This is a genomic window from Desulfosporosinus paludis (genome assembly GCF_045689965.1).
Taxonomy (GTDB): Bacteria; Bacillota; Desulfitobacteriia; order Desulfitobacteriales; family Desulfitobacteriaceae; genus Desulfosporosinus; species Desulfosporosinus paludis.
In genome coordinates this window covers 910254-929950 of sequence record NZ_CP144211.1, presented here as the reverse complement: position 1 = coordinate 929950, position 19697 = coordinate 910254, and the positions used below count along the sequence as shown (strand labels likewise).

General features: G+C 40.5%; 19 protein-coding genes. 15 read left to right on the top strand and 4 right to left on the bottom strand.

The genetic code is table 11. The features are described 5' to 3' along the window. Positions 1–48: 48 nt before the first annotated feature. Together VZF35_RS04815 and VZF35_RS04810 are read left to right on the top strand one after the other, a co-directional pair. Positions 49–267, top strand: a complete 219-nt coding sequence (locus tag VZF35_RS04815; RefSeq protein ID WP_407311492.1) for a hypothetical protein — start codon at positions 49–51, stop codon at positions 265–267. 44 nt (positions 268–311) lie between these two features. Further along, positions 312–659, top strand: coding sequence for a DsrE family protein (locus VZF35_RS04810; protein ID WP_407311490.1), 348 nt, complete (start codon positions 312–314; stop codon positions 657–659). 182 nt (positions 660–841) lie between these two features. Here VZF35_RS04810 and VZF35_RS04805 read toward each other — a convergent pair whose 3' ends face one another. Together VZF35_RS04805 and VZF35_RS04800 are read right to left on the bottom strand one after the other, a co-directional pair. Beyond that, positions 842–1534 (bottom strand): LrgB family protein, encoded by a 693-nt coding sequence (locus VZF35_RS04805; RefSeq protein ID WP_407311488.1) that lies wholly within the window; start codon positions 1532–1534, stop codon positions 842–844. Further along, positions 1531–1941: a CidA/LrgA family holin-like protein gene (locus VZF35_RS04800; RefSeq protein ID WP_407311486.1), complete on the bottom strand. Its 411-nt coding sequence runs from the start codon at positions 1939–1941 to the stop codon at positions 1531–1533. The genes VZF35_RS04805 and VZF35_RS04800 overlap by 4 nt, the downstream gene beginning before the upstream one ends. A 155-nt stretch (positions 1942–2096) precedes the next feature. Between VZF35_RS04800 and VZF35_RS04795 the strand changes: the two genes are divergently transcribed. The 10 genes from VZF35_RS04795 to VZF35_RS04750 all read left to right on the top strand — a co-directional run bounded on the left by VZF35_RS04795 (position 2097) and on the right by VZF35_RS04750 (position 14113). Then, positions 2097–2975 (top strand): LysR family transcriptional regulator, encoded by an 879-nt coding sequence (locus tag VZF35_RS04795; protein WP_407311484.1) that lies wholly within the window; start codon positions 2097–2099, stop codon positions 2973–2975. A gap of 444 nt (positions 2976–3419) precedes the next feature. Then, positions 3420–4529, top strand: coding sequence for an ROK family transcriptional regulator (locus VZF35_RS04790; protein WP_407311483.1), 1110 nt, complete (start codon positions 3420–3422; stop codon positions 4527–4529). Between the two features lie 284 nt (positions 4530–4813). Next, positions 4814–6325, top strand: coding sequence for a sugar ABC transporter ATP-binding protein (locus tag VZF35_RS04785; protein ID WP_407311481.1), 1512 nt, complete (start codon positions 4814–4816; stop codon positions 6323–6325). 1 nt (position 6326) lies between these two features. Further along, on the top strand, positions 6327–7313 hold the full coding sequence (locus VZF35_RS04780; protein ID WP_407311479.1) for an ABC transporter permease: 987 nt from the start codon (positions 6327–6329) through the stop codon (positions 7311–7313). 128 nt (positions 7314–7441) lie between these two features. Continuing rightward, entirely contained in the window at positions 7442–8434 is a 993-nt protein-coding gene (locus VZF35_RS04775) for a sugar ABC transporter substrate-binding protein (RefSeq protein ID WP_407311477.1), read from the top strand. 122 nt (positions 8435–8556) lie between these two features. After that, a complete protein-coding gene (locus tag VZF35_RS04770) occupies positions 8557–9597 on the top strand; it encodes an NAD(P)-dependent alcohol dehydrogenase (protein WP_407311475.1) in 1041 nt (346 codons plus the stop codon). 44 nt (positions 9598–9641) lie between these two features. Further along, entirely contained in the window at positions 9642–11171 is a 1530-nt protein-coding gene (gene xylB, locus VZF35_RS04765) for a xylulokinase (protein WP_407311473.1), read from the top strand. A 251-nt stretch (positions 11172–11422) separates the two neighbouring features. Next, positions 11423–11848, top strand: coding sequence for a MarR family winged helix-turn-helix transcriptional regulator (locus tag VZF35_RS04760; RefSeq protein WP_407311471.1), 426 nt, complete (start codon positions 11423–11425; stop codon positions 11846–11848). Between the two features lie 268 nt (positions 11849–12116). Then, the gene (locus VZF35_RS04755) at positions 12117–13511 is read left to right on the top strand and encodes an MFS transporter (protein ID WP_407311469.1); all 1395 of its coding nucleotides are present in this window, start codon (positions 12117–12119) and stop codon (positions 13509–13511) included. 260 nt (positions 13512–13771) lie between these two features. Then, positions 13772–14113, top strand: coding sequence for a hypothetical protein (locus VZF35_RS04750; RefSeq protein ID WP_407311467.1), 342 nt, complete (start codon positions 13772–13774; stop codon positions 14111–14113). Between the two features lie 174 nt (positions 14114–14287). Here the strand turns inward: VZF35_RS04750 and VZF35_RS04745 are convergent, their stop codons facing one another. Then, positions 14288–15778 (bottom strand): B12-binding domain-containing radical SAM protein, encoded by a 1491-nt coding sequence (locus tag VZF35_RS04745; RefSeq protein ID WP_407311465.1) that lies wholly within the window; start codon positions 15776–15778, stop codon positions 14288–14290. Between the two features lie 470 nt (positions 15779–16248). On the opposite strand from VZF35_RS04745, the gene VZF35_RS04740 reads away from it, so the two are divergent. Further along, positions 16249–17625: an amino acid permease gene (locus tag VZF35_RS04740; RefSeq protein ID WP_407311463.1), complete on the top strand. Its 1377-nt coding sequence runs from the start codon at positions 16249–16251 to the stop codon at positions 17623–17625. Positions 17626–17630: 5 nt separating this feature from the next. On the opposite strand, the gene VZF35_RS04735 is transcribed toward VZF35_RS04740, so the two are convergent. After that, positions 17631–17768 (bottom strand): hypothetical protein, encoded by a 138-nt coding sequence (locus VZF35_RS04735; protein ID WP_407311461.1) that lies wholly within the window; start codon positions 17766–17768, stop codon positions 17631–17633. 71 nt (positions 17769–17839) lie between these two features. On the opposite strand from VZF35_RS04735, the gene VZF35_RS04730 reads away from it, so the two are divergent. Both VZF35_RS04730 and VZF35_RS04725 read left to right on the top strand, forming a co-directional pair. Further along, positions 17840–18985, top strand: coding sequence for a VanW family protein (locus tag VZF35_RS04730; RefSeq protein ID WP_407311459.1), 1146 nt, complete (start codon positions 17840–17842; stop codon positions 18983–18985). After that, on the top strand, positions 18960–19562 hold the full coding sequence (locus VZF35_RS04725) for an HD-GYP domain-containing protein (RefSeq protein ID WP_407311457.1): 603 nt from the start codon (positions 18960–18962) through the stop codon (positions 19560–19562). Before VZF35_RS04730 ends, VZF35_RS04725 begins: the two co-directional genes overlap by 26 nt. Positions 19563–19697: the final 135 nt, after the last annotated feature.

The following is a 19697-nucleotide window of genomic DNA, read 5'->3' as shown; positions in this document are numbered from 1 at the left end:
GAAAGGAATAAACGAAAGGGGAAATTCAAGTATGTGCTAATTTCCAGCATGATGACAGGAACGGGCTCATTTGTGGGATCTGTAATTGGTTTTATAGCTGGCGGTAATGATCATTATCCGTTAAATCCATATATTCATTTGTATTTGGTATCATTTGTAGGGGGATTTATTGGAGGAATGATTGGTTCACTTGAAAGATGGAGCTCAAATGAAGAAAAATATGATCGCTTGATAAACAACAATGGGCCTAATGACCTTTTCTGTTAATCAGTTTTAGCATAGAAAAAGATCAATAAAAAAGGAGTGGTACTATGAGTCAGCCAAATAAGTTGGTAGTGATCTGGACTAACGGAGATAGAGAAGTTGCTATTCGTATGGCATTCATGTATACCCTTAATTCCAAACTTAAGGAATGGTGGAACGAGGTATTTCTGGTTGTCTGGGGGCCTTCGGCTAAACTTCTCGCAGAAGATACGGCGTTGCAGGAATACATTGTAAAAATGAAAACTGCAGGTGTAGAGCTATTAGCCTGCAAAGCTTGTGCAGATAGTTATGGAGTATCCGAAGTCTTAGGGACTATGGGAATAAACGTTAAGTACACAGGTCAAGTACTTACGGATTTTCTAAAAGATGAAGACACGAGAGTAATAACTGTTTGATGAAAGACAATAGTTTGAGTAAAGATCTTTCATGTGAAGATGCACTATTTAGAGAACTGTCAGAGGGCTTTGGCAGTTCTCTTTTATATCTTTACTTCTCCTCGTGATTGATAGTCCGGCTAAGCGAGCGCATGGGAACAACGAAATAGTTTAAGCTATCTTATTCTTACTTGCCCAACGTATTATAGTTTCAGGAGTAACGGAAAAATAACCGGAGCAAGTAGGATGGTCGCTAAACCGGCAAAGATCATAGAGAGGCTGGCAATGGTGCCTTCGAGAGGACCTAGTGTCAAGGCGGCGGACGTTCCGCAGCCGTGTGCTCCTGTTCCTAATAAAACTCCTTTAGCGATCGGAGAACGCAGGTGTAAAAGGCGGATTACTAATGGACCAATTATAAGTCCCATTAAACCGGTTAAGACCACAAAGGCTGCAGTAAGAGAAGGGATACCGCCTAAATTATTGGAAACATCAACGGCAATTGGGGTTGTTACAGAACGAGGTGCTAAACTCACGATAATCTGAGGTTGAAAATTAGCTTTCAGACCCAGCAGAGCAGAGGATAAAAATGCAGAGAAAGTACCTGCCAGTACACTGGGGATGATCTCCGGAAGATATTTCTTTAATGTTTCATAGTGTTTATACAGAGGTAAAGCGAAAGCGACAATTGCAGGCTGTAAAAGTAAAGTTAACCATTTCCCTCCCGTAATATAGCTCGAATAGGAAACATGCAGCGTTAACAAACCGATGATTAATGCTGCAGGGGCGACTAATAAGGGTGAGAACAACACAAACCGAAAACGGCCATACAAAGCTTTGGAACCATAATAAAAGATAATTGTAAGTAATACACTTATTAATCCGACGAAACCGATCATGATACCTTACCTCGCTTACTTCTAATGATTAATTCTGCAGTAAGACCACTGCTAACCATGACAGTAACTGTACCAATTAAAATGATAAAAAATAGATCAAAGCCGTCTTGGTGCAGGAACTGCCCGTATTGTATTATGGCCACAACTGATGGTATAAAGAACAATAACAATTCAGTAAGCAGCCAGTTGCCCCCGATGTCTACCCATTTAAACGAAACTATTTTTAATCGTAAAAGTATAAATAATATACCCATACCGATCAGACTACCGGGGAAGTTAAGGTGCAATAGTTCGGCCAAATAACTTCCTACTAAAGAAAAGAAATAAAGAACACCGATTTGAATCAAGGCGGTAGCTGCCTTTCTCAGTTTGAAAATCCTCGACTTATGTAGCAATCTTCTCATCATTAACAACCTCTTGTCTCATTAATTCATGGCTGAGATAATTTCTAAAATAAGTATACAGCTCCAAGTATTATGCGTAAAATACATATATAGAATATAAATTATTCCGTTCATCTATGTATTGAACTCAATAAAACTGGAACAGGGGGTCATCGCTAATGGATATTCGCCAATTAGTATATTTCGCTGAAGTTGTAAAGCGGAAGGGATTTTCTAAAGCAGGGGAATTCCTGCACATTACACAACCCACCATTAGTAAAATGATTAAAAGTATGGAGGATGAATTAGGACTCACCTTACTTGAGCGATCCACCAAAAAGGTTGAATTAACTGACATAGGTGAAGTCGTCTATAAGCATGCCCTACACATTGTTCAATCCATGGAAAGTCTTGAGGCAGAATTAGATGATGTGCGGCAAGTACAAAAAGGACATATCCGAATGGGGCTTCTTCCAATGATTGGTTATAACTTTATTTCGCGAATTATAGCGGAATTTCAGAAACTGCATCCTCAAATTACGATTCAGATTTTGGAGAACGGTGCACGAGAAGTAGAACATTCTATTTCCGAAGGGGATATTGATTTAGGAATCGTTGTTTTGCCTGTCAGCGAAGCTGTTTTTGAATGCCTTCCGGTCATAGAAGAGCATCTGAAGCTGCTGGTCCATCCGACACACCGTTTAGCAAACTGTCAGGAAATACGTTTGGAAGAATTAAAAGATGAAACATTTATTTTTTATCCAGAGGACTTTGCTCTTTACTATCACATAAAGGAGGCCTGCCTGAAAGCAGGTTTTAGTCCGAACGTGCTTTACGAAAGCTCCCAGTGGGATTTCATCAGCGAAATGGTAGCAGACAACCTGGGAATCGCTTTTCTGCCGGATACTATTTGTAAGAAGCTTGATTCTTCCCGCATAAAGGTTATCTCTTTGGCCTCGCCCGGTATTCCTCGTCACCTGGCGTTTATTTGGCGGCGAAATGCTTATCTGAAGTTTGCTGCCAGGGAATTTATTGGTTTTGTCAAATCTCAACTCTAGAGCAAGAATCGTCAGGATTTTTATGACAGTAAAATGTGGCCATTCATTCTTAGCATTGGATAAATTTAGAAGCCTCTAATTCGCCGAAGATTAAAGCTAAGCTGCTGAAGCAGAGTGTGTTAATCTTTCTGTACAGAGCGATAGGGCTGTTGCAAAATGCATAAACGGTGTGGATAAAAAGAAGTCGTGCATAAAAAGGTCCCTTCAACCTTGAGTTATGCACGACTTTTATGCGTTAAATTTTAATAACTATTCGTTTTGCGACAGCCCTGTTTTTTTAGCTTGACGCTCGGTTGCTAAGTTCAGAAGGAATTTACTGAAAAATGTGGAATTCTATTGGGATCGCTGAATGATTGCAAAATCAGCGGAAATGGAATAATATAAATGACATTATGAAAAGACATTTATGAAAGTTGGTGATTTAGGCAAGTGGTAGCTAGCAGAGTGAATAGCATTGAAGTGCGAAAAATTAACCGCAATGCTATCTATAGATTTTTATATAAGCATGACCCTATTTCGATTCAAGAAATAGCCCAGACCTTAAATATGAGTTTACCTACCGTTACACAAAATCTCAAAGAATTGCAGGAAAGAGATCTAATCATTGAAACGGGTTTATTCGAATCTACTGGAGGCAGAAAGGCAAAGGCAATCACATATAATTGCCTTAAATATGCAATTGGATTGGATATTACGCGCAATCATGTGGGGATTGTCTTAATTGATTTGAGTGGTAAACTTCTTAAGAATGTTCGAAAACAGTATCCTTTTGTCAACTCTAAAACCTATTTTGAAGGTGTTGGCAATCTCGTAAAACTATTTATCGAGGACTGCCAAATAGAAAGCTGGAGAATATTGGGGGTTGGCATCGCCTTGCCGGCTATATTATCAGAAGACAAACAAATCGTAAATTACGCGACGGTGATCGATTTCCAAGGAGGAAGCGTCCAGGATTTTGCGGAATTTATTCCATATCCGTGCATTTTAAGTAATGATGCTAATGCTGCAGGATTTGCGGAATTATGGGACGAAGAAAATCTCCAAAATGTCGTATATCTCTCTCTTAATAATAGTGTCGGTGGGTCCATCATCATCGGTAAAAATATCTATACAGGACAAAATCAACGCAGCGGCGAATTTGGACATATGACAATCGTTAGAGATGGTCGTACGTGTTACTGTGGACAAAAAGGGTGTGTTGATGCCTATTGCTCTGCTAAAATTTTGTCAGACAGCACGAATGGGAATATCGCTGAGTTTTTTAGGCTTTTAAGATTAAAGAATGAACCGCAAAAAACTCTTTGGGAAGAATATCTTACGCACTTAGTGATCGTAATTAATAATCTGAGGATGCTGTATGACTGTAATGTTATCCTAGGAGGGTATGCCGGAGCCTACATGGATGAATACATCGAAGAGTTACGGGAATTAGTATCACGAAGAAACTCTTTTGAGGTTGATGGAAGCTATTTGCATGTCTGTAAATATAGGCTTGAGGCGACTGCTGTCGGCGCGGCCCTTCAACATGTTGAAAATTTCATTAATAATGTATAGTGGAAACCTAGAAGAACGATGTTAAATTGCCTTATCCTTACTTAATGTGATTCAGCTCATTGAGTAAGGATTATTTTTTTGGATACCCCATAATTTCCAATTCTTTCTGAATTCTGAATATATGTATTTTAAATTGTATAATTTATTGACTTAACCTAAAAAAAAGCTATAATCTTATTAAAACCAATTTACAAAAGTGGTTATATAAATCATTGGGGAATCATAGAATTGTTACAGCAGGTCAAGTGGACGTAACTAAGTGAAGTCTCTCATGGGGGAAGAAAATGAGCGAAAAAATTAAGCTAAGAGTATCGAAGATCGAGAAATCATTTCCTGGCGTCAAAGCTCTTGATAAAATTGACTTCACCGTAAAAAAAGGTTCTGTGCATGTCTTGTGTGGAGAAAATGGGGCAGGAAAGTCAACGTTAATGAAAATCATCAATGGAATTTATCAGCCGGATAGCGGTCAGATCTTCATTGATGAGAAACCCGTGAAAATTAACAATCCTATCCAAGCAAGAACGTTAGGGATCTCCATGATTTTTCAGGAGATGAGTTACGTTCCAGAGATGACGGTAGAAGAGAATCTTTTTCTTGGTAATCTTCCTGTCAATAAGTTTGGTAGTGTTAATTGGAAGGAGGTAAGGCAACGCACAAAAGAGCTTTTAAAGGCTGAAAGTTTACCTTATTCCCCTACGACGCCACTCAAAGAATTGACAATATCCGATATTCAAATGCTGGAAATCATCAAAGCGATTTCTTACAACTCGGATATTATCATTATGGACGAGCCGACCTCAGCGATCACGCTTAAAGAAGTGGAAAAACTATTTGTTAAGATAAGAGAACTGAAAGCTAGAGGGGTAAGTATTATTTATATATCCCATAAATTAGATGAAGTTTTCCAGATTGCTGATGAGATAACGGTGTTTAGAGATGGTACGGTGGTAGAAAGTCACCCGAAGGAAGAGTTAGATATCGAAACAGTGATTACTTTAATGGTCGGTCGGAAACTTACGGCTACATATCCTAAAGAACAAGTTGAGATCGGAGAAGATATGCTTCAGGTTGAAACCATGAATTGCGGTAGCGTTTTTCATAATATCAACTTCCATGTTAGAAAAGGTGAAATTCTGGGGTTCGCAGGACTAATGGGTGCTGGGCGAACCGAGGTTATGCGTTCTCTATACGGCCTTGATGCCAAAACATCAGGTGTCGTTAAAATTAAAGGCCAGGAAGTTACTATTACAAACGTGCGGCAGAGTATTGATCATGGTATGGTGATGCTTTCAGAGGATAGAAGAAGATACGGTATAATTCCTATGCGATCCGTTAAGGAAAACACCACCCTATCCTACTTGAAAAGTGTTTTTTATGGTTTTAGGAACCATAAAAAAGTGGAGAAGAAAATCGTCTCCGATATTATCAGCAAAATGAGAATTAAAACACCGACCATTGATACTCCGATCGCTTCATTGAGCGGAGGTAATCAGCAAAAGGTTGTTCTAGCCAAATGGATGATCAGAAATCCAGATATTCTAATTTTGGATGAACCTACGCGGGGTATTGATGTAGGCGCCAAATTTGAAATTTATAAGCTCATGACTGACCTGGCCAAAGATGGTAAAGTTGTGATCATTGTCTCCTCGGAGCTTCCTGAGTTAATAGGGATGTGTGACAGGATTTATGTTATGGCCAAAGGGACTATCACTGGGGAGATATATCAAGAAGATTTTTCTCAAGAGCTTATTATGAAGTATGCAACAGGAACTTTAACATCTGGCGGGGTGAACTAAGATGAAACTAAGCAATAATTTTTGGAGTAATGCAAGAAAGAAATATAGTATCTATCTGATTCTGATCGTGTTATTTATTGTCTGTTCGGTGGTAAATTCCAACTTTTTGTCCGTCAGCAACTTGACGAATATTTCCAGGCAGTTGGCGGTAACTACCATTTTAGCCTTGAGCGCGACGATGCTTATCATCAGCGGAATGTTGGATTTGTCATCAGGGTCCGTCCTGGCGTTATCCGGAGTATTTGCTGTATCCGCTTATAAAGCGACAGGGTCCTTGCTGATAGCCATTGCTGTTGGTATTCTGACCGGGGTCATATGCAATGTGCTCAATGCTCTGATGATCAGTACGTTTAAAGCGCCTCCTTTTATTGCCACTTTAGCAATGCTTACCGTGTCGCGCGGTGTGGCCCTCTTATATACGAAAGGACAAAATATCCTTCAATTAGGCAACTTTACAGTATTAGGACAGGGATCAATTGGTGTAATTCCGATACCGATCATTTTTCTGGTAGTAATTGCCATTGTCACATGGTATGTGCTGAATCATACTCGATTTGGACGTTCCCTCTATGCAGTTGGGGGTAACGAAGAAGCATCGATTGCCTCAGGGATTAACGTGCACAAGACGAAGTATACCGCATTTATTGTCAATGGTATTTTTGTAGGAATCGCCGGTGTCCTATTTATGTCTCGCGTCAACGCCGGCCTGCCAAATGGTGCTGTCAATTATGAGTTCACAGCTCTGACTGCGGCAATTATCGGTGGAACGAGCTTTTCCGGTGGGGTTGGTACTGTAGGGGGCACTCTTGCCGGTGCGTTCATCGTAGGATTTTTAGATAATATTATGAACTTGACCAACGTCGATTCTTATATGCAACAAATAGTCCGCGGAACAATTATTGCCCTGGCCGTTATCTACGATATTCGTACCAGGAATCGGCGTGCCAACAGCATGTTAGGCAAACTAGAGGATAAGACAGTGAAATAATTAAAACATCAGATAAGGCTTATAATGACAGAAACTAAAGTTGATACGTAGTTATCTGTTAAACAACGAATTAAAAAGCCTTGCTGTTTACCATAGAAAAATTAATGAGAGAGAAGGATGGAGAAAGAATGAAAAAAACCCTATTAAGCTTACTTTCAATGTTACTAGTAGTCGTTTTGTTAGCGGGATGTTCTTCAACGAAACCCACAGCACCTGCTCAAAGTAACACAGATAGCAGCCAGAAAACATATAAGGTTGCCTACATCGCCCGGGCCCAATCCGATTCTTTTGCAGCTTGGCTGGCCAATTCAGTCAAAGAAGAAGCCAAAAAATATCCGAATATTAAACTTGACGTTTTCGATGGTCAAGCGAACGATGATAAAGAAAACTCGATGATCGAAAATGCCATTACCAATAAATATGATCTGGTTATTGTACAACCAAATAATGGTGAATCTCAAAGACCTTATGTTGAAAAGGTTGTTAATGCCGGTATCCTAGCGATCACAACCAACGCGCGTATTTCCGGAATCAAAGGTGCCTCTTCAGTTGATGCCCAGCCTTATGAGCAAGCAGCGGTTAATGCCCGTGCCGCTTTAACCCAAGTTCCCCAGAATGCTAAAGTTGTAGTTTTGCAAGGACCTTCAGGTAACTTCCATGCTGACGAACGACGTAAGAGCTGGCAAAAAGAGTTCTTTGACAAACGCCCTGATGTTAAAATCGTGGGTGAGCAAATTGCCAATTGGAACAAAGATGAAGCTATGAAGCTTATGGAAGACTGGGTTCAAGCCAACGATAAGATTGATGCTGTTATTTCCATGAATGACAATATGGCTGCCGGAGCCCTTGAAGTCGTAAAAGACAATCCGAAATATGCCCATATGCTCGCTTATGGTGTTGATGGAACTGCTGAAGCAATGCTTCTCATCAAAGACGGCAGAATGACGTCTACCTGTCTGCAAAATGCTAATGAACTTGCCGAAAAACTCCTTGATACAAGCAACAAACTCTTAACTGGTGCACAAAAAGAAATTAATGTTGATATCGGCAATCCACTGGTTAATAAGGACAATGTTGACCAATACATTGAAATTTTGAAAAAATCCGGTACGATTAAATAATTTGATTTGACCTTTAAGGTTCGCAGGACATTCTCCCTCGGGGATGAATGTCCTGTTAACAAAGGGGGCATTTCTGTAAGATTGTACTTTTTTTAACTTAATGACCTGAGGAGGGATACCCAATGTTAAATAGAGCAGCGCACATGACTGGTCTCAACAAATTGGAAATACGGGAAATTGAAGTCCCTGTACCGAAAGAAAAACAAGTTCTTGTGAAGCTGGAATATGTGGGAATTTGCGGCTCCGACGTACATTATTTGGAACATGGGAAAATCGGTGATTTCGTTGTTAATGGCGATTTCATCCTTGGACACGAATGTGCCGGAACAATAGCAGCCGTCGGATCAGGCGTTGAACGTCTTAAAGTGGGGGACAGAGTTGCCTTAGAACCGGGATGTACCTGCGGTCAATGTGAATTTTGTAAGACTGGCAGATATAATCTTTGCCCGGATGTTGAGTTTTTAGCCACCCCGCCCTATCATGGCTGCTTAATGAACTATATCGCCTTTCCGGAAACTATGGCCTTTAAGCTTCCTGAAATGATCTCTACAAAGGAAGGTGCCCTTGTTGAACCTTTAGCAGTAGGCATGCACGCTGCCAAGCAGGGTAATGTTAAGTTAGGGGATTCAGTCGTAATTCTTGGGTCAGGCACCATCGGGCTCGTAACACTTCTCGCCTGCAAAGCATTTGGGGCCACTGATATTACAGTGGTTGATGTTATACCTAAAAGGCTTGAATATGCTAAAAAGCTTGGGGCTACGACAGTTTTAAATGCGACAGAGGTAGATGTTATCGCCGAAATTGATAAGCTAACGAATCAAAAAGGCGTTGATATTGTTATTGAAACTGCAGGGGCTGCTAAAACGATTTCTCAAACTCCTTATCTTGTAAAAAATGGTGGCTGCATCGTTCTTGTCGGTATGGCTCCCCAAGATATTATCGAATATAACTTTGCTAAGATCATGGCTAAGGAAGCGGAAATTAAATCAGTCTTCCGTTACAGAAATATCTATCCTCAAGCAATCAATGCTATTGCCAAGGGCCTGATTGATATATCCGGTATTATTACCCATGAATTTGCCTTTGACGATGTTGCCAAAGCCTTTGATTTTGTCATTCATCATAAACAAGATGTGGTGAAAGCAGTCATTAAAATCGATTAACCATTGTTGTTTGCGATACGCGGATTGATAAGGAGGGGTGTGCGATGCAATATTTACTTGGCGTTGATTTAGGAACTTCGGGTACAAAAACCGTGCTGTTTGATTTTGCTGGAAACGCAATTTGTGCCAAGACGATAGAATACCCATTATATCAGCCCGCCAATGGTTGGGCAGAGCAAGACCCTTCTGATTGGTGGAATGCCACATGTCATGGTATCAATTATGTGATCACAAAGAGCGGAATTGATGCCTCGGAAATTTCCGGGGTGGGTCTCTCAGGACAGATGCACGGACTTGTGATGCTCGATAAAGACGGAATGGTATTAAGAAATTCAATCATTTGGTGCGACCAGCGCACAGCCAATGAATGCGAACAAATGAATAAAGTGATCGGCGAAAAAAAACTCATTGAAATCACCGCTAACCCTGCCTTGACAGGCTTTACGGCGTCTAAGATACTTTGGGTCCAAAATAATGAACCTGATGTCTATGAGAAATGTGCCCATATTTTGTTGCCGAAAGATTATATTCGCTACATGCTTACGGGTGAATATGCCACGGAAATGTCCGATGCTTCCGGAATGCAGCTGATGGACGTAGCTAAACGTGGTTGGTCTGATCAAATATTATCGAAGTTTAATATTGACAAGTCAATGTTAGGGAAGTTATATGAATCACCGGATGTTACAGGTAAAATTCACAGGAAAGCAGCAGAGCTAACTGGGCTTCGCGAGGGCACAATTGTTGTAGGCGGTGCAGCCGACAACTCAGCCGCTGCAGTGGGGACAGGGGTTGTAAGGGCAGGGAATGCCTTTACTACGATTGGCACCTCCGGCGTAATCTACGCGATTTCGAATGACGTTTCCATTGACCTTAAGGGAAGGGTGCATACACTATGCAGCGCAGTACCCGGAAAATGGACGGTCATGAGCTGTACTCTTGGTGCCGGCTTATCGCTAAAATGGCTGAGAGATACTTGTTGCTCTGAAGAAATGAGCGAGGCTGAAAAACTAGGTATTGACCCATATGTCGTCATGGATAAACTTGCTGAAAACGTCATGCCCGGAGCGGGTGGGCTTGTTTATCTTCCTTACTTGATGGGTGAACGGTCTCCTCATCCTGATCCTTATTGCAGAGGAGTATTCTTCGGGTTGTCAGCTTCCCACAGCCGTGCTCATTTGATTCGCTCAGTGATGGAGGGGGTGGCCTTTTCCCAGCGTGAATGTGTTGACGTTTTTAAAGAAATGAACGTAAACGTTGAAGATATGATCGCCTGTGGCGGCGGAGGAAGAAGTTCTGTATGGAGACAGATGCTTGCAGACATGTACGGTTGTCCTGTAAGCACCATTAAAGCTGATGAAGGACCTGCCTTAGGTGTGGCAATCCTAGCCGGAGTAGGAGCAGGTATCTACGATTCTGTAGAAAATGCCTGTGACAATTTAGTTGTTAAAAAAAGCATACAGAATCCAAATCTATCGACACGAAAAGTGTATGAGGATTATTACGAACTCTATAAGAAACTGTACACTGATTTACAGGTATCTTTCAAGACTTTGTCTAAGCTGCCAAAATAGTAGATTAGGTACCGCGATTTTTCACCCGAATTAACCGGCATTAGCATTTAGGCGATTGTTAAAATAGAGTAGTTTCAGAAAAATTGATCAATAGCGATAGCGTTGGTGTTTTGGAAACAGAATACCAACGCTTTTTTATTAGGATGTCCGCTTGACAGTAAATCGGCCCCAGACTATAATTTAATTGCTAATACAATGATTGTTAATGAAATAGTTTTGGATAAAATAATTTTAGAATATGGGTGTCAACTATGAAATATATTTTAGAGGAATCTTTGGGATTTATTATCAGCAGGACTCACCAAAAACTATCAAACTATTTGACCCGAAAGTTTAAACCCTGCGATATTACTCCCGAACAGTGGGAAATATTAAACCGACTATGGCAAAAAGACGGAATCTCTCAGAAAGAGATTTCGGAAATTACGTTAAAAGATCAGACAACACTTACAAGGATATTGGACAAACTTGAATACAAAGACCTTATCAAGCGTCAAACCAGCCCTAATGACAGAAGAGTTTTTTTGATATTTTTAACGGACAAAGGCCGAAGTCTCGAGGATATATTGGTTAAGATTGCCTACGAAGTGTCAGGTGAAGTACAACACGGTTTAAGTGAGGAAGAAATAAGACAATTGAAAGTTCTTTTGAATAAAATTTTGTTAAACGTTCAATAGCATAATGTTATTATTAGGAAAACATTGTTAGCGGACAGTCTCTATTCAAATCAAAGATGCTTCTTATAAACGTTCACGCGTGAGAATTGAGATAGTCCACGGCGACCATTGACGATCATATTCATTATTGAGAAGGGAGGAATTGGCGATCTTGTTAACAATAGGGTTAACGAATTCTAACATAGCCTTGATTAAATCAATGACAATGGCTTAACGATGGGGAACTTTTTGAATCTCAAGAAATGCATACTGTTTGGGGGTATCGATCATGGAACAGAATCGAACAATGATAAGACTTACCATGATTATTGTCATGATAACATCTTTTATTACTCCGTTTATGGGCAATGCCATAAATTTGGGTATTCCACAGATTGGTATGGAATACGGTGTTGACCAATCTTGGTTAAACTGGGTAGTGACCAGTTATCTCTTGGCAACAGCCGCTTTCTTGCTGCCCTTTGGACGTTTAGCGGATCTTGTAGGGAGAAAAAAGGTATTTATTATTGGAATGTTCTTTTTTGCCTTAACTTCACTGGGCTGCGGACTCGCTTTTTCGTTTTCTGTTTTGATCATCTTCAGAGTGTTGCAAGGAATCGCCAGTGCCATGATTTTTGGGACTTCAATGGCTATCTTAACTTCAGTTGTCCCGGCAAAAGAACGGGGAAAAGCAATGGGGTTAAGCGCAGCAGCCACCTATATCGGTCTCTCTATGGGCCCTGTCCTTGGAGGAGTCATCTGCAGCACGATAAGTTGGCGAGGAATATTTTACTTCAATTTTATTGTTTCCATCGTAGCATTAACTCTGACTTTGGCAAAACTCTCCGGTGAATGGGTCGGGGCAAACAATGAGCAATTTGACACCTTAGGAAGTATCCTCTGGATACTTGGTATATTGCTATGTCTCTATGGATTATCTGACCTTACAGCAGGTTTTAATTATCTTGTTGCCTTTATCCTCGGTTTCCTTCTTTTGGTTGCCTTCGTTGTCTATGAAAATAAGATTTCCTATCCCATATTGCCTATGCGTCTCTTTATAAAAAATCGTTCTTTTGCTTTTTCCAATCTGGCAGCACTCATTAACTATAGCGCTACTTTTGCCTTGGTTTACATCATGTCCTTATATCTTCAAAATGTACAAAACATTGAAACCTCACAATCAGGCTTTATTCTTCTGTCCCAGCCCATTATTATGGCTGCCCTTTCCCCTATGGCTGGGCGTTTGTCCGATAAGATCAGCTCCCAAATTCTTGCTTCCTTGGGGATGGGTTTAACAACGATCGGGCTATTTTTCTTCATCTTTCTCAGTGGAAATACCTCTATCTTGTTTATTGTGATTAACCTCGCTTTTATCGGCTTGGGCTTCGCCTTATTTTCATCTCCCAATACAAATGCTGTCATGAGTTCTGTAGAAAGAACGCTTTATGGAGTAGCATCTTCTGCTCTTGGAACGATGAGGCTGCTTGGACAAACGTTGAGTATGACAATTGTTGCCTTGATTACTTCTTTAGATATGAAAAACCTGACTCTCACTTCGCCGGATTATATAACAGGTTTCCTGAAAAGTTCGAGAACTAGTTTCATTGTCTTTACGTTCCTCTGTTTAATCGGTATCTTCGCCTCCTTAGCCAGAGGAGGAAAGCTTGAATCTCCACAGCGCTGAAAGTCTTATTAATATCAACTAGGCTTATAGGATGCAGGCCTGGGGCCATTAAAAAGCATGAGAAGATCTACAGCCAGATCGTTGTATGACGGTATGGCTTTTCTTGTCTGATCTCGGATATTCCATACTCAAGAAGGTCTTTAAACTTGAAGTATTTTTTTATTAATATAGAAAATAATAGTAAGGTCTTAATAAATTATAAAGTCACCTTTACAAGCGGTCTCGGTATATCGGACATGGTTTAATGGAGGTTGAAGATTGTGGCAGGACTAGAGGAAGATAACAGCGGTCCTTTAAAAATCGACGATGGCATCGAGGAGAAACTATTAACATATGTTCATGCTTGCAAAGATATTCAATTAGACAACTTCGTGTTTCGTGATCCGCAAAATACTAACGTTAAATTTGTCCTCTTTCGTGACGGACTTACATGGATTCTCATTGCCAGCAAATTTTTACTCGATTCCTCCTCGAAAATTCAAGAGGATGTCTATATTATTGAGCATACTGGATATGGTAGTGGGTTCGACTATTTATTCTCTCAGGTTTACGAGGAAGGGTCAGCAGATGCGTTTAGCTTTTCAGGTATTTTATCTGCATAAATCCTTAACAAAAACAGCAGAATTACGCTCAATGCGTGATTCTGCTGTTTTTGTTAAGGATTTAAGATATTACATTTTATCCAGTTTTCAAGAGCTACATTTCTATCCGCTCCTATAAGCCGTAAGTTCCGTGTAAACTTCAGACGGGACACAAGCCTATCTGAAGTCCCGATATTAACTCTCTAAAGCCGTATTTTCGAACACTTTTCTAAAATGATAACCATAGATGGATAGGGTGACTGCTAGAGGAAAGACCTGAGGACGTTTAATCAAGGACCAAATGATGAGCCGCCAGTAATAACGTCTCTCTTTTTCAATGATCCCTAAACGAATCATGGACTTCAAAAAGGCCATAATATGACTAAAATTCAGAGGACCAGTTGTAGATGCTATGGGGTTGTATTCTTTCAAAAAAACAAGGATACGTTCATAGTAACGACTAGGAGAATAGATGGTATTTACAATCCGATGATAGCCATTTACGAGAGTTTCTCGATCCATCTTGGGGATAAAGTTCATACTAAAATCGGTATTATCCCCTGTAAATCCCTTCAAGAGTCTACCTTCGCCTGCTAATCGCTGGTACAGTTTAGTTCCCTTCGGTGCATTTAATAATCCCACCATTGCTGCAGCAATCCCGCTCTGCTGAATAAAATCTATTAAACTATCGAATATGGTTATATTGTCATTATCAAAACCAACAATAAAGCCACCATGGACCTGTAGACCTGAGTGTTGTATCGTTTTGACACTCTGTATCAAATCTCTGTTTTTGTTTTGTGTCTTGTTACATTCTGCTAAACTACTTTCATTCGGAGATTCAATGCCAACAAATACTGTATTAAATCCGGCCTTTACCATCATCCGCATTAATTTATCGTCGTCAGCGAGATTAATTGAGGTTTCCGTTAAAAAGGCGAAGGGGTAGTTTCTTTTTTCCATCCAATCAATAAGGGCAGGAAGGATATCCTCCATGAGTTTTCTTTTGTTGCCTATGAAATTATCATCGACAAAAAAGACTCCGCCTCGCCAACCAGATTCGTAAAGAGCCGTTAATTCTTTAAGTAATTGGGGGGCCTCTTTTGTTCGAGGGAGGTGCCCAAATAAGCTGGTGATATTGCAGAAGTCGCAGTTGAAAGGGCAGCCGCGTGAATATTGAATGTTCATGGTTGAATATTTTTGTTGATCGATAAGGTTCCATAAGGGTACAGGTGTTTCACGTAAATCCGCCCATTGTTCGGACGTATAACTATGTAATGCCTTACCAGCTTGAAGATCCCGAACAAAGTTAGGAATGGTAAGTTCACCTTCATTTAAGACAAGATGATCGACATCATCAAAGGACTCGGGTTCTGAGGTAAAAAGAGGTCCTCCCGCAACTGTTTTTACGCCAAGAGCTTTACAGCGATTAATTACTTCTCTTGTAGACTCTCTCTGGACAGCCATGGAGCTGATCATGACATAGTCTGCCCACAATAAATCTTTATCTTTTAACGTTGTCACATTCATATCAATGAGTCGTTTTTCATCCTCTTTTGGAAACAGTGCTGCAACGGTTGCAAGGCCAAGAGGCGGAAAGCTAGCCTTTTTTGAAACAAATTTTAGGGCATACTGGAATCCCCAATATGTAACCGGGTACTGAGGATAAACAAAAAGAATCTTCATAGTTATCTCCTTTTTTAGTAATGATAAAATTGTTTCAAGATTATTTAGAGGTTGGCTGGGAAAGGTTTACAGTATTTTTAATGATTATATACCCTAAAGAAACAAAAATCAAAAAAATGGAATATGATTAAAAAACTGTAATCATGAGCGCCCTGCCTACTACTTAATTGTTGTCGTCAAAATAGTTGTCTTTTCAGAGGATAAAGCGTTCCTATGCAGGAATAAATAGAGACGTGTGGAAAGCTTGAGAGTAATAAATTGACCCAAGTCCATTCAAAGACGAACTAATTACTCCAACTACAAAAGAAGAGATGAGTAACGACGATAGTTTTGGCTATAATTAGAGTATATTAAGGTAAAGAAGGTTATTTAGTTGATTCAGATGCCTTTTCGTGTCCCAACGGATTATTACTAATGCATCTTCATGCAACGCAGTATTCCAGAATTTATTAAATTAAGTGGGGAATTAAATGGGAAGTATGAAAAATTTCCAAGAAAATCATAGAAGACCTTCTTATAATAATAGGGGTCAGATAAATTTTACAGGATTGACCATGTTAGGATTAGGCGGAGCCATAGGTTCCGGTATTTTTGTAGCCAGTGGTATTGCAGTAAATCAGGCGGGTCCCTCAATCATCCTCGCCTTCGTTATTGGAGGTATCATCTCGACCTTAATCATGCGCATGCTCGCGGAAATGAGTGTCCATGAACCAACAAACGGTTCCTTTAGTGTTTATGCCCAAGAATACTTGGGCCCTAATCTGGGTTTTACGTCTGGATGGATGTATTGGATGGCGGGGATCTTAACTTTGGCGACCGAAATGGTTGCTGCGGCATTAATTGTACGATTCTGGCTACCCTACTTGCCTATCTGGCTGATCAGCCTGATTATCGCAATGGTTATTATAGGTATCAGTTTTTTAGATGTTCGGGTTTTCGCCCGAGTAGAGGAAATTCTATCTTTTATCAAGGTAGGTATTTTGCTCGTGGTGATCGGTATGGGTATAGTCTTATTTGCAGGGTTTTGGCCGGAATTGAAATCGCCGGGAATAGTAAATTACCTGGGATATGGTGGTTTCTTTCCTCACGGTTCGTCGGGTTTTTTCTCATCTCTGCTTCTAGTTTTATTCACGTACGCCGGAGAGCAGGTCATCGGATCTGCTGCTGCGGAAACTCAAGATCCAGTCAAAACGGTACCCAAGGCAGTGAACGTAATTAATGTCACTCTTGTGTTCGTATATCTGGGAGCCATTACTACATTGGTGGGTATTGTTCCCTGGAATCAGATACCACAAAACGGAAGTAGTTTTGTGCCTCTACTCCGACAGTTAGGTCTGAGTGGTATTAGCAGTATTATGAATGCGGTCATTTTAAGTGCAATCCTATCAGCCATGAATTCAAATATGTATGGAGTCCCGCGCATGCTTAAATCACTGGCGGAACGCCATGATGCCCCGGTTTTCTTAGCTGGTGAAAACCGTCGTGGTGTACCAGTTGCGGCCGTTCTAATATCGAGTGCCTTTTTGCTAATTGTGGCGGGTATTTCATACCTCTTACCACAAGAAATTTTTACATATATAGCCGGCTCTGCCGGGGTTGCACTCATCCTAAATTGGTTAATTATTGCCGTAACATACTATTGTTTCCGGAAACAGGTGAAATCAAATTCTGATGTGAGACTATTAAAATCCCCCGGCTTTCCCTACTCTACAATCATTGCCATCATACTATTGTCGGTGGTCTTAGCTACTTCAGTCTTAGGTAAGAACCAAATTGTTGGGCTAGTGGTAGGAACAATAACCATGTTAGCTTTTTCAGGAGTGTTTGCGCTGGTAAAAGGCCGTTAAATTTTTTAGCTTATCACAAAATCTAATTTGTCCGCGACCAGAGGCCCGGTGCTTCCCTGAAAAGGCTGAGACATCAGTTTGCCGCCAGTTCGAAGTCGGGCGGCCTTGTAAATTATGAGCCATAGCCCAGAAATATCCGGCATGTCCTCTATGAAATTTTTTCTCTTGCTCGCATATAGTTAAACGTTACTAGCCGAGAGGAGAGAATTTCAAAATGGAAGAGAACGCCGGCACTGATATACTGCCCCTCCTAAATTTGTTAAAACGTCATAAAATCTTACTAATGATAAGTATTCTAACCTTATTATTAGGAGCTTTTACTCTCATTCTATATACTTGGGATAGAGGGCAGATCGCCGAAGGAGTTGTCTTAGAAATCCCTTTGGGGCAGCTTTCTATTCAGGAAGCCCAGTCTAAACTAGAGCAATTGAAACATGAAATTTCCAAACGTCCTGTTCATTTCATTTCCGACAAGAAAAGTTTCCCAATCAGCATGGAAGAACTTGGATTAACCTATAATTATCAAGAACCACTTCAGCAAGCCTATCTCATTGGGCGAGAAGGGAACTTCTTTAATAAAGCGATCAGCAAGTTTAGAGCCAGCTGGGGAATCACCTTTAGGCCTAACTGTCAATGGAGTGATCAAGTCCTTAAGGCAACTCTGACTAAACATCTAGCGGATTTGAACATTCCTGCAGAGGATGCGCATTTTCTCATTAACCCAGATAAGACTATGCAAATTGTCCCTGAAAAAATCGGAAAACAAGTTGACTTCGATTCTTTGATAGCGAGCGTAAAGAAGCAGTCGCCTAATCATGTCAACCCAATTCCTATACCCTTCCAAACAGTCAAACCGGCCATAACGAAAATAGATCTCCAAAACGTGAAAGAGAATGGCCTTTTAAGCAACTATACTACCAGCTTTGATCCAAACCTGAAAGAACGAACCCTCAATATTAAGCTCGCAGCTAAGGCTATTGATGGAATGCTCTTAAAACCTGGAGAGGTGTTCTCATTTAACGAGACTGTTGGCCCCAGAACTGCCGAAGCTGGGTATCAAGAAGCCATGATTATTGAAGGAAGTACCTTTGTACCCGGCCTAGGTGGAGGAATCTGTCAAGTTTCCAGTACCCTTTACAATGCTGTTCGATTGGCATCCCCATCCCTAAGTGTTGTTGAGCGCACGCGTCATAGCTTGCCAGTCACCTATGTCCCTCCCGGGCAAGATGCAACGGTGGCTTACCCAAATTTAGATTTCAAGTTCAGGAATGATTCAGGCAGTTATCTTCTTATTCGTAGTTATGTGAATTACAATACGTTGAATTTGAGTATCTATGGAAAAGCAAAAACACAGACTTAACCACTTATTGCTTCCAGTATCGATTGACTTACAGATAACTTATCTCTATATTATTTCATTAATTGGACGAACTTTTGCCTGCGATTACCTAATTGCTAGATCGTTTACTTGCTGCGGTCTGGCTTTAGTTTTTCTTAGATCAGATGATATCATGTTTTTGGAAACATTGGGCTACAAGAGAGAGGATGTTATTGGTAAGGCATCCTTCGATCTTAATCTATACTCTGAGAGCGGACGAAAAATAATTGATGAGGCCTTTGCATCAATTGGTAGGGTACGAGACTCCAATGAAATGTCAGAACTAGCGGATTATGTGCTGACACATCACGAACGATGGGATGGTTCAGGGTATCCAAAGGGTTTAAAAGGAGAAGAAATTCCTATTGAGGCAAGGATCATTGCACTCGCCAGCAGTTACATAGCAATGACAAGTGAACGTCCTTACCGGCCGGCTTTTCAGAAAGAGGCTGCTCTACAAGAAGTTCTTAAGAATGCCGGCGGCCAATTTGATCCTGTGCTCGCCATAATATTTACTGAAAAGTTAAATAAACAGGCTAACTGGTTTCAGGGCCTATGATCTTACCAACAAAATTTATGGCTGTCTTAACATTTTTAGAGCAATATAGTTATATGTACACTATGGAAATACCTGGGCCCTTGCAGTGCAAGGGCTTATTTTTTTTCTGAAGGAACCTAATGCCTATGCGATTTG

Bases quoted from the DNA above. Each gene is read 5' to 3' on its own strand.
- VZF35_RS04815 (WP_407311492.1), top strand. From the start codon at position 49: ATGATGACAGGAACGGGCTCATTTGTGGGATCTGTAATTGGTTTTATA.
- VZF35_RS04810 (WP_407311490.1), top strand. From the start codon at position 312: ATGAGTCAGCCAAATAAGTTGGTAGTGATCTGGACTAACGGAGATAGA.
- VZF35_RS04805 (WP_407311488.1), bottom strand. From the start codon at position 1,534: ATGATCGGTTTCGTCGGATTAATAAGTGTATTACTTACAATTATCTTT.
- VZF35_RS04800 (WP_407311486.1), bottom strand. From the start codon at position 1,941: ATGATGAGAAGATTGCTACATAAGTCGAGGATTTTCAAACTGAGAAAG.
- VZF35_RS04795 (WP_407311484.1), top strand. From the start codon at position 2,097: ATGGATATTCGCCAATTAGTATATTTCGCTGAAGTTGTAAAGCGGAAG.
- VZF35_RS04785 (WP_407311481.1), top strand. From the start codon at position 4,814: ATGAGCGAAAAAATTAAGCTAAGAGTATCGAAGATCGAGAAATCATTT.
- VZF35_RS04780 (WP_407311479.1), top strand. From the start codon at position 6,327: ATGAAACTAAGCAATAATTTTTGGAGTAATGCAAGAAAGAAATATAGT.
- VZF35_RS04775 (WP_407311477.1), top strand. From the start codon at position 7,442: ATGAAAAAAACCCTATTAAGCTTACTTTCAATGTTACTAGTAGTCGTT.
- VZF35_RS04770 (WP_407311475.1), top strand. From the start codon at position 8,557: ATGTTAAATAGAGCAGCGCACATGACTGGTCTCAACAAATTGGAAATA.
- xylB (WP_407311473.1), top strand. From the start codon at position 9,642: ATGCAATATTTACTTGGCGTTGATTTAGGAACTTCGGGTACAAAAACC.
- VZF35_RS04760 (WP_407311471.1), top strand. From the start codon at position 11,423: ATGAAATATATTTTAGAGGAATCTTTGGGATTTATTATCAGCAGGACT.
- VZF35_RS04755 (WP_407311469.1), top strand. From the start codon at position 12,117: ATGGAACAGAATCGAACAATGATAAGACTTACCATGATTATTGTCATG.
- VZF35_RS04745 (WP_407311465.1), bottom strand. From the start codon at position 15,778: ATGAAGATTCTTTTTGTTTATCCTCAGTACCCGGTTACATATTGGGGA.
- VZF35_RS04740 (WP_407311463.1), top strand. From the start codon at position 16,249: ATGGGAAGTATGAAAAATTTCCAAGAAAATCATAGAAGACCTTCTTAT.
- VZF35_RS04735 (WP_407311461.1), bottom strand. From the start codon at position 17,768: ATGCCGGATATTTCTGGGCTATGGCTCATAATTTACAAGGCCGCCCGA.
- VZF35_RS04730 (WP_407311459.1), top strand. From the start codon at position 17,840: ATGGAAGAGAACGCCGGCACTGATATACTGCCCCTCCTAAATTTGTTA.
- VZF35_RS04725 (WP_407311457.1), top strand. From the start codon at position 18,960: ATGGAAAAGCAAAAACACAGACTTAACCACTTATTGCTTCCAGTATCG.